Raw genomic sequence first — 9,673 nt, forward strand, 5'->3', positions numbered from 1 at the left:
TGCAGCCTATATACCTCCTGCGCCTTTTGAAAAAAATCAAAATGGTATCTTTTGGGTCACTCCTGTAGAGAAAGAAAATTTAGAATCCCTTAAAGATCATAGTAAATATAAAATTGTAGTCATCGCTCTCCATGAGGCATATCCAGGCCATCACCTTCAATTTGTCCATTCCAATAAGATTAAATCAAAAATTAGAAGACAATTTTTCACCCCTCTTTTTGCGGAAGGATGGGCATTATACTGTGAGGAAATGATGTATGAGAATGGGTTCTACACTGACCCAAGAATACGCTTTTTACAATTAAAGGGACAGCTCTGGCGGGCGTGTCGGGTTGTCATAGATGTAAAGCTTCATCTGAAAAAGATGGGTATTGATGATGCAGTAGATATGCTTGTAAATGTTGCAAGATTGGAAAGAGTACAGGCTATAGGAGAAGTAAAACGTTATACCCAGACACCAACACAGCCGATGAGCTATATTATGGGAAAGCAGGAAATTTTAAAATTGAGAGATGATGTAAAAGAACTAAGACCGAACCGTTTTAACATTAGAGATTTTCACAATGAGCTTCTTAGTTTTGGAACGATACCCATAGGCTTGATAAGGGAGAGAATACTCAATCCTTAAAAAAGCTATCAGGAGCAGACATTAATTTTAATATAGTATACAATGTCTGATTGACCGGCACAGGAATCCCATATTTTATTCCTCTCCTTACAACCTCTCCGTTTAATGCCTCCAGCTCTAGAGGTCTTCCCTTTTCTAAATCACGTAACATAGATGTTTTATCATGACCGACATTTTGAGATAGCTCTAATGCTTTGTCTATTGCCTTTTCATCGAGAAGCACTGATTCTGCCCTGGCAACCTCTAATATCTCTTTCATTCCCAATCTTGCGAGCTCAACTGAATCATTATCTTCCATCACTTCCTTCACAGTTTTTCTCGTAATGGCTGTAAAAGCATTAAAAAAAGAGTTCCATACAAGTTTTTCCCAGAGATCTTTAAAGATGGAATCAGAAATACTACAATGGATATCCGCATCTTGAAATATTTTAAGGATTTCTTTTGTCCGGAAGGATACTTTGCCATCCAATTCGCCAAATACTATTCTTCCTCCTGCTGAATGATGGATGATACCCGGTTTTTTTATCATAGAGAAGATATAGACAACGCCACCGAGAACTCTCCCTTTTCCAAAAATTTTCTCGAGCTTCTCTACATTATCTATACCATTTTGCAAAGAAATGATAGCTGTATCCTTTTTAAGAAAAGATTTTATCTCAGCGGCAGCCTTCAGGGTATTAAATGATTTTACACAGAATAAGATTAAATCGGGTGGGTCTATTATTTTGGGATCAGAGGTGGCCTTAACCTTAACAGCAAAATTTCCTTTATAACTCTCAACAATTAATCCTTTGTTTTGTATGGCTTTTAAATGTGATCCCCTTGCTAAGAAGATAATGTCTTGATATTTCTTTGCTAAAAGTCCTCCAAAATAGCCTCCTACTCCTCCAGTACCAACAACCAATATTTTTATATCATTCTTTTCTCTGAAGACGTCTTATCTCCTCTTTTATCAACTGTTCCGCTAACCTAGGAACAACCTCAGAGGCTATTCTTTCAATGGTTTTTGTAGCTATTTCTTCAATCTTTTGATCAGTTACACGCAACATCTTGTCGCCTAAACTATCTTCATCCATGTTCTTTTCCTCTTCAACAAACTCGGTTTGGTTTTGAGTACTATCAACCAAGACAATCTCTTCGTCTTTTGATTCTTCCTCGGCTTGTGTCTGATCTTTTGTTTCTTCTTCCTTCAGCTCACTTTCACTGGGAAAAATTTCATCGGTTGATAATCTTTCATCCTGAACATCATCTTCACCCATATTTTCCTCTTTTTTTTCTTCTTCGAGATCTCCCTCATCTTCTTTTTCTTCTTCCTCAGCGGTTTCCTCAAGAAAGGTTATGATAACTCTTGTATTCTCATCTACCTTAACAGGCTCTAGAAGCTTAATGATATTACCATCATAAATCCCTCTAACGGTTATCATCTCGCACCTCCTTAGGTTTAGAATATATCAAGAATGTTAAGGCTAATTAAAAATAGAGTCAAGTCTTTTAAAAAAAATCAAAATCTAAAATATCTCATTTATTGTTAATGAATTCCGATAGGATAATGTATATACTTGACACCCATTCAAACAATATGTTATCAATATCAAAATTTATTTTAAAAGTAATGACATAAGGCATGAGGTTATGCTCAGGTCCCTGGTTGACATTCTATTAGTCAGTTTTATTATATACAATCTCTTATTACTTATTAGAGGTACCAGGGCTGTCCAAATGGCTGTTGGAGTCGTATTAATTATCCTAGCTTTCTATTTCTCCGAAAGATTTCAATTTCCTACAGTCCACTGGCTTTTAAGAAACTTTCTGTCATATATTGTTATTGCTATTATCGTTTTGTTTCAAGCGGAAATAAGAAGGGGATTAGCAAAATTTGGAACTAACCCCTTCTTGAATCTTTTTTATAAGCAAGAACAAGATACGTCCCTTGAAGAAATCGTCATGACTGCTACAACTATGTCTCAAAAGCGTATTGGTGGTCTTATTGTTATAGAAAATGAGGTTGGATTACGAACCTATATAGAGGGGGGTATTAAAATCGATGCAGTAGTTACCCTAGACCTCTTATTAAGTATTTTCAATCCAAAGTCCCCTCTCCATGATGGAGCAGTAATAATTAAAAACGGAAGGATAATGGCTGCATCCTCCTTCCTTCCCCTAACTACGAACCCCAGATTAAGTAAAGACTTAGGAACAAGGCACAGGGCTGCTTTAGGTATATCTGAGGAAAGTGATGCTGTTGTCATTGTTATATCAGAAGAGACGTGGGCAATTTCTTTGGTTCATAGAGGAAAGATTTATAGAAATCTTGCTACAACCTCTTTGAGAAACCATCTATATGAATCCTTAGAAAAAAAGAAACTTAAAAGAAAAAAAGAAAAACTTAGTAATTGATAAGATAAATATGAACCTTGGTTTTCTAAAAAAGAATTTATTGTTAAAGATTTTATCACTTCTTTTTGCCATACTTATCTGGTTTATTGTAACAAAAGAAGAAAAATCAATTTTGCAATTAACTGTTCCCCTTGAGCTAAAAAATCTTCCTTACAATCTCATCATTTCTAACATCTCTCCCGGCAAAATAGATTTAAGAATCCAAGGGTCTAAGAGCACGTTGGCCAACCTCGCAACTGGAGATGTTACCGTCTCACTGGATATATCCAAGGGCCAGATAGGTAAAAACAGATTCTTTCTTAGAACTGAAAATGTCAAACATCCCTTTGGCACAGAAATCTTACTGATAGAACCGTCTATAATTCCCATAAACATACAAAAAAAGTTGCAGAAGATCATCCCCTTAAGGCTAAATATTGAGGGCAAGCCTAAAGAAGGATTCAAGGTTGCTGAGACTAACTTAGAGCCTAAAGCTGTAACTGTTGCTGGCCCTGAAAAAGAAGTAGAAAAAATCAAAGAAATAAAGACAGAAACCATAAATGTAGATAATCAAAATCAAACTTTTACTAAAGAAGTCTCCCCTATAATCACAAGTCCTCGTATAAGTCTCGTTACAACAGAAAAGATTAGAGCAGAGGTAAAAATTGAGGAGATTGATATTACCAGGAAGTTTTCAAATATCCCAATCAAAATTATCCCACCAGATTTTAAGGTGGATTACAATCCAAAAACAGTAGATATAATTCTAAACGGACCTCCATCCATTATAAACAGTTTGGATAATGCTCAAATTATTGTAGAAATCAATATAGCTGAGCTGGAACCAACACCAAAAGACTATAAACTGACTCCTCATTTGAAATTTACTTCTCAAGTTCCAAAAACTGTTATAGTAAAAAAGATCATTCCCACTTCTATAGATTTGAGGATATACTCAAAAAAATAGATAGGCATTAAGCCGGCTTTAAGGCTTTAATCTTAGCACTTACTAAACCTTCAAAAGAGGCTTTCGATACAATCTCTATTTCTTCAAAACCTGCTTTTCTGATCTTTTCGATATATTCTTCTTCTTTAACAACACCTCCTTGACAAAGAACCCAGATATCTAAATTATTTCTTGAATCTTCTGGAATATCTTCTTTACTCACCATATCACATACGATCAATCTTCCTCCTGGTTTCAATACTCTAAAGGATTCTCGAAAGACCTTATCTTTATTCGGAGAAAGATTAATAACGCAATTACTTATAACTACATCTACAGAACCATCTTCTAAAGGTATATCCTCAATATCTCCCCTCTCAAACTCAACATTTCTTAGTTTAAGTTTATTAGCACCCATTTGTGCCTTTCTTAGCATTTCTTTGGTCATATCCAAGCCTATAACCTTACCCTTATCTCCAACGAGTTCAGCAGCAAGAAAACAATCTAACCCTCCACCAGAGCCCAAATCTAAAACTATTTCGCCTGGTTTTAATTTATCTATAGTCAAAGGATTGCCGCAACCACAGAATGTATCGATCATTCCTCCAGGCATACGAGATAGTTTTTTTATATCATAACCAAGATAGCCAGCCTTCGCAATTTTGCCGGCATCTGCCTCCCATTCACACTGTTCTAAACCAGCAGTGGCAATTTCAGTATATTTTAATCTAACAGCCTTTTTTATTTCTTCATCGGAATGTTTTAACCCCATCATTTTCCCCTTTCTTGTCGAACAAAATTACATTTTTTAGATTTAAGATACAGCTAGAGCTACCTTTAAAAATTTTAATCCTTTCTATAATGACATCCCATACTTCTTTTGTTTCTCAAGGCAGAATTAATAACTATTAAAGCAACCAAAATCCCATTTCTCAGACCCACTAAGCTATCTGTCAGCAGTGTCCTCCTATAAAACTGTTCGATTCTGTGGCAAAGATAATCCATGTCTGCCTTTGCTCTTTCCAGTCTCTTGGATGTTCTAACAATCCCTGCATAGTTCCACATGGTTGTCTTGATATTCAACCAATCCTGATAAATCAATGCTGGATCTATTTCCTCTTCAAGACCAGTATAGTCCCAAAGAGGAATAGAAGAAAAGTCTTTGGATTTTTTCTTATCGATTGTTTTTATTATATCTTTACCAGCCCTATACCCCCATACCAAACATTCTAAGAGAGAGGTGCTTGCAAGCCTATTAGCCCCATGAAGACCGGTACAGGAAACTTCACCAACAGCATATAAATCCTTGAGATTTGTTCTTCCCCAAGAATCTACCCTTACCCCTCCGCAAAAGTAATGGGCAGAAGGAACAACAGGGATAGGTTCTTTTGTTATATCGATCCCAAAACGGAGACACTGTTCATAAATATTTGGAAATCTTTTTTTAATATTAATATTGTTCTTCTTAAGAAAGGACATGTCCAAGAGAACATAATCATCCTTATCCTTGACCATTTCCTCATGAATAGACCTTGCAACAACATCTCTTGGAGCTAGGTCTTTTAGCTTCTCGTCATAGTTCTTCATAAAAAAATCACCCTTCATATTCATCAGCTTCGCTCCCTCACCCCGCACTGCCTCAGAAATGAGAAAACGTTCAGCATCTTTCTTATAAAAAGTCGTAGGGTGAAATTGAATAAATTCAGCATTAATTATAGACGCCCCAGCTCGATATGCCATAGCGACGCCATCTCCCCTGGCTCCTTCCGGGTTTGTGGTGTGAAGATAAATCTGACCTATTCCTCCTGTGGCTAACACAGTCTTTTTAGATAAAACCGTCCTTATTTTTTTTGTTTTACGATCCAAGACATACGTGCCCATTGAAGTGACTTCATCATAAATGGCAAGGGGATTTTTGGAATGATGGGTATTTGTTACAAGATCTACACCGCTGTGATTCGTAATAATTTCAATATTAGGCTCCTTTTGAAGGTGTTCTATTAACTTACTTTCAATTGCCCTTCCTGTTGCATCGTCTACATGGAGAATCCTTTTGCAAGAGTGAGCGGCCTCTCTGGTCATATGAAAAGAACCTTTTGGCTCTTTAGTAAACTCTATCCCCAGTTCTTTTATAAGTAATTCCTCTACGAGTCTTGGTCCTTCATTTGCTAAGATCTTAACAGCCTCAGGGTTACAAAGTCCATCTCCTGCCCTAAGGATATCTTCTTCGAGGAGCTCAGGAGAATCATTTTCAACTTCTGCTATTATTCCACCCTGAGCATACTTTGTGCTTGATTCTTCAGGTTCCTCAGACCTGGTTATTACTGTCACATGAAGTCCCTTTTTAGCCGCAATTAGGGCGACCATACAACCAGACAGACCGCTTCCAAGAACCAATACATCTGTCTCAAACCTCTCTTCATCTTTTTTCATTCTCTTTACCTCTATTGTGATACTGCCAACATCCTTTCTAAAGCCTTTTTCGACCACAAGGATATTTCTTCAGGTACCCTTACCTCGTTTATATATTCACCTTTTAATATCCCGTCCAAAATCCATAAAAGATTCCTTGTATTTATTAAATACATTGTTCCGCATAGAGATAGAGAAAGGGGAGTAACAAATTTATCTTTATTCTTTCTTTTTAAGCGATTAATCAAATTAATCTCGGTACCTATTCCCCATTTTGAATCTGGTGGAGAGCTATTAACTGTTTTCACAATATAACCTGTTGAGCCGTCGAAATCAGACTCTTTGACCACCTCATATGTACACTCAGGATGAACAAGGATTTTTATTCCAGGGAATTTCTCTCTTAAGCTTTTAACATCTTCCACCCTAAATCTTGAATGGACGTGACAGTATCCCTTCCAAACGATAATTTTTGCTTTTTTTATTTCCTCTTCTGAATTTCCTCCTAAATCTTTAGTTGGATCCCAAACAATAATATCATGAAGTCCTAAACCGATCTTAACTCCAGTATTTCTTCCCAGATGTTCATCAGGAAAGAAAAAGATCTTTTCTTTCTTCTTAAGAGCCCATCTAAAAATTCCAGAGGCATTAGAAGATGTACAAACTGCACCATCTCTTTCTCCGCAAAATGCCTTTATTGTGGCTTCTGAATTCATATAGGTGATAGGAGTGATAGAATTCCCTGTTACTGAAATAATATCTTCCCATGAACATTCAACCTCTTCTAGATCTGCCATATTTGCCATAGGGCAACCAGACATGGGATCAGGAATCATAACCTTCCTTTCCTTACCACAAAGAATTGCAGCGCTTTCTGCCATGAAGTGAACCCCACAAAAGACAATAAATTTGGCCTTTTTTTCCTCAGCAGCTGATTTAGATAATCCAAAAGAGTCTCCCCGAAGATCGGCAAATTCTATAACCTCATCTCGCTGATAATGATGACCAAGGATAAGTAGAGAATCGCCAAGCTTTTCTTTTGTATTAATGATCCTTCTTTCAATCTCCTTTTCAGAAATCTCTTTATATTCATCTGTAAGAAATTTAATGTCCATTTTTTAATTCAAAGACCTTATTCTATACGGAAATCGTTATATGATATTAAGACTCATATCTAATGCTCTAAAACGGGTGGTAAGAAGCCCTATTGATATATAATCTACACCTGCCTCTGCAATTTCTCTCACCCTATCCAATGTAACATTTCCTGATGCCTCTAAGGGTATTTTTCCTCTCGCTAAAGTTACAGCCTGTTTCATTTCATCTAAAGACATATTATCTAACATAATCCTATCCACAGAACACGACAGCGCCTCTTTCACCTGCTTCAAGTTCTTGGTTTCAACAACCACTATTAACTCTTTATCAAGATGCTTTCGAAGCCTTTCTATGGCCTTTTTAATACCCCCAACTGCTGCAATATGATTATCTTTAATCATTACCATATCAAAAAGACCAAATCTGTAATTTTCGCCTCCTCCAACACGAACAGCATACTTCTCCAATATTCTTAGGTTAGGGGTAGTTTTTCTTGTATCGAGAATCTTGACCCCTGTTCTATTTATCTTTCTTACAAATTCTTTTGTTAGAGTTGCTATTCCAGAAAGCCTTTGAAGAAAATTAAGGGAAACCCTTTCACCCTTAATAATACTCCTTGTAGGTCCTTCTAATACTGCTATGTCTTCTTGATATTCTAAATAATCTCCATCTTTAACGAGAGGTTTAAACTTAACTTTTTGGTCCAATTCTTTATATAATAAGGAAACTAGCGGCAAACCAGCAATAATCCCTCTATCCTTTATCTTAATGATTGCCTTACAAAAAGAACGGGGTGAGATAAGAGAATCAGTAGTAACATCACCTCTTCCTATATCCTCTTCTAAAGCCTTTTTAATAATCTCTTTTATTAATGATGATCCCCAATCCATTTTTTCTAAAATTTTTCATCTCTATTAAATTTAATATAATTAAGATACCTTAAATTTTCAACTCTTGCAATATTTATAAAAATTCTGATTGAATAAAGCTCTGAACTATATTTGAGTTATAAAGATATAATCAATTTAGGTCGGAAAAGCCTTTCAATATTAGAAACAGAATAAAAACTGGAGTGGCAATATATGAGAAATAATATGACTAAAAGCGAGAAATATCAATCTGCGACCAATGATGAAATACAATAATAAACACACTCATTATAAAAATTCTCTTATCTATTGAAAAAATCTCTTTATTGCTGAACCATCTTTTTTAAAATATCTTTTAATCTTTTCATCTCATCACCATAACCTGCCCAATTTCCTTCTCTTTGATATTTCATTGCCTGATTAAAGATATCATGAGCTTTTTTTATCAATTCCTGAACAGTAACCTCCCTTACTTCTTCAGTATCTTTGGAAGGAATTTTTGCGCCAAAGATCTTTTCTAGGGCCATTTGTAAATTCTCTTCCATGGCTAATTTGTTTCCATAGGCAACGATTACCCTCCTCAATTCAGGAAGAGAACCCTCTTCTGCTGATAGATACAAAGGTTCGACATATAACAGGGATTCTTCTATGGGAACCACTAAGAGATTCCCTCTTATGACTTTCGAGCCTCTTTGACTCCAGAGGGTTATTTGCTGAGAGATGAAAGAATTCTGATCCATCCTAGCATCTATCTGTCTGGGTCCGTAGATCAGCTTTTGCTTTGGAAAGAGATAGATAATCAATTTTCCATAATTTGGCGCATCAGAACGAGCTGCAAGCCATGCAGCCATATTATCCCTTTTCGCAGGAGTAAAAGGTATCATAAGAATAAACTCCTCTTTTTCTCCCCCATAAAGCTTCATAATTGTGTGGTAAGGAGACATTGTTCTCTCCCCCTGTCTTGGAATCTCCCAGAGATCTTCTTTATTATAGAATATCTGTGGATCCTGCATGTGATATGTTGCAAAGATATATGCCTGAATCGTGAATAAATCTTTGGGATATCTAATATGGCTCCTTATATCTTCCGGCATCTCTTCTAGAGACTTAAAAAGACCGGGGAATATTTTAGAATAGCTCTTAATTAAAGGGTCCTCTTTATCACTAATATAGAATTCTATGCTCCCATTATAGGCATCTATTACACTCTTTACAGAGTTTCTTATATAATTGCCCACACCTCTTATTGGATCCGAATAAGGAATCTTATTTGCAGTGGTGTAGCCATCAATAATCCAATACAATCTTCCCTCTTTAGATATCATCATATAGGGATTTTTATCA

10 protein-coding genes are annotated in these 9,673 nt (G+C 36.1%); 3 read left to right on the forward strand and 7 right to left on the reverse strand.

Annotated features, from left to right (window positions below):
- Nucleotides 1-628, forward strand: a 628-nt coding sequence (locus tag VMW81_07075; GenBank protein ID HUU50703.1) for a DUF885 domain-containing protein, incomplete at its 5' end; no start/stop codon positions are given.
- On the opposite strand, the gene VMW81_07080 is transcribed toward VMW81_07075, so the two are convergent.
- Nucleotides 618-1,532 carry a 2-dehydropantoate 2-reductase gene (locus tag VMW81_07080; GenBank protein HUU50704.1) on the reverse strand — a complete coding sequence of 305 codons (915 nt, stop codon included), beginning with the start codon at nt 1,530-1,532 and terminating at the stop codon, nt 618-620. The two genes, VMW81_07075 and VMW81_07080, sit on opposite strands and share 11 nt — an antisense overlap.
- A 10-nt stretch (nt 1,533-1,542) precedes the next feature.
- Nucleotides 1,543-2,052 (reverse strand): hypothetical protein, encoded by a 510-nt coding sequence (locus VMW81_07085; GenBank protein HUU50705.1) that lies wholly within the window; start codon nt 2,050-2,052, stop codon nt 1,543-1,545.
- A 193-nt stretch (nt 2,053-2,245) separates the two neighbouring features.
- Here VMW81_07085 and cdaA point away from each other — a divergent pair, with 193 nt between their 5' ends.
- Both cdaA and VMW81_07095 read left to right on the forward strand, forming a co-directional pair.
- Entirely contained in the window at nt 2,246-3,025 is a 780-nt protein-coding gene (cdaA, locus tag VMW81_07090) for a diadenylate cyclase CdaA (GenBank protein HUU50706.1), read from the forward strand.
- A 10-nt stretch (nt 3,026-3,035) separates the two neighbouring features.
- Nucleotides 3,036-3,971 carry a CdaR family protein gene (locus tag VMW81_07095; protein ID HUU50707.1) on the forward strand — a complete coding sequence of 312 codons (936 nt, stop codon included), beginning with the start codon at nt 3,036-3,038 and terminating at the stop codon, nt 3,969-3,971.
- Nucleotides 3,972-3,978: 7 nt separating this feature from the next.
- On the opposite strand, the gene arsM is transcribed toward VMW81_07095, so the two are convergent.
- The 5 genes from arsM to VMW81_07120 all read right to left on the reverse strand — a co-directional run.
- A complete protein-coding gene (gene arsM, locus VMW81_07100; GenBank protein HUU50708.1) occupies nt 3,979-4,725 on the reverse strand; it encodes an arsenite methyltransferase in 747 nt (248 codons plus the stop codon).
- 71 nt (nt 4,726-4,796) lie between these two features.
- Nucleotides 4,797-6,440, reverse strand: a complete 1,644-nt coding sequence (nadB, locus tag VMW81_07105; GenBank protein ID HUU50709.1) for an L-aspartate oxidase — start codon at nt 6,438-6,440, stop codon at nt 4,797-4,799.
- A complete protein-coding gene (gene nadA, locus VMW81_07110; GenBank protein HUU50710.1) occupies nt 6,395-7,477 on the reverse strand; it encodes a quinolinate synthase NadA in 1,083 nt (360 codons plus the stop codon). Before nadA ends, nadB begins: the two co-directional genes overlap by 46 nt.
- A gap of 36 nt (nt 7,478-7,513) precedes the next feature.
- The gene (gene nadC, locus VMW81_07115; GenBank protein HUU50711.1) at nt 7,514-8,350 is read right to left on the reverse strand and encodes a carboxylating nicotinate-nucleotide diphosphorylase; all 837 of its coding nucleotides are present in this window, start codon (nt 8,348-8,350) and stop codon (nt 7,514-7,516) included.
- 302 nt (nt 8,351-8,652) lie between these two features.
- On the reverse strand, nt 8,653-9,673 hold a 1,021-nt coding region (locus VMW81_07120; GenBank protein HUU50712.1), incomplete at its 5' end, for a UPF0182 family protein.

The sequence above is a fragment of the Nitrospinota bacterium genome, assembly GCA_035528715.1.
GTDB lineage: Bacteria > JADFOP01 > JADFOP01 > DATKYB01 > DATKYB01 > DATKYB01.

Bases quoted from the DNA above. Each gene is read 5' to 3' on its own strand.
- arsM (HUU50708.1), bottom strand. From the start codon at position 4,725: ATGATGGGGTTAAAACATTCCGATGAAGAAATAAAAAAGGCTGTTAGA.
- VMW81_07085 (HUU50705.1), bottom strand. From the start codon at position 2,052: ATGATAACCGTTAGAGGGATTTATGATGGTAATATCATTAAGCTTCTA.
- nadC (HUU50711.1), bottom strand. From the start codon at position 8,350: ATGGATTGGGGATCATCATTAATAAAAGAGATTATTAAAAAGGCTTTA.
- nadA (HUU50710.1), bottom strand. From the start codon at position 7,477: ATGGACATTAAATTTCTTACAGATGAATATAAAGAGATTTCTGAAAAG.
- VMW81_07095 (HUU50707.1), top strand. From the start codon at position 3,036: ATGAACCTTGGTTTTCTAAAAAAGAATTTATTGTTAAAGATTTTATCA.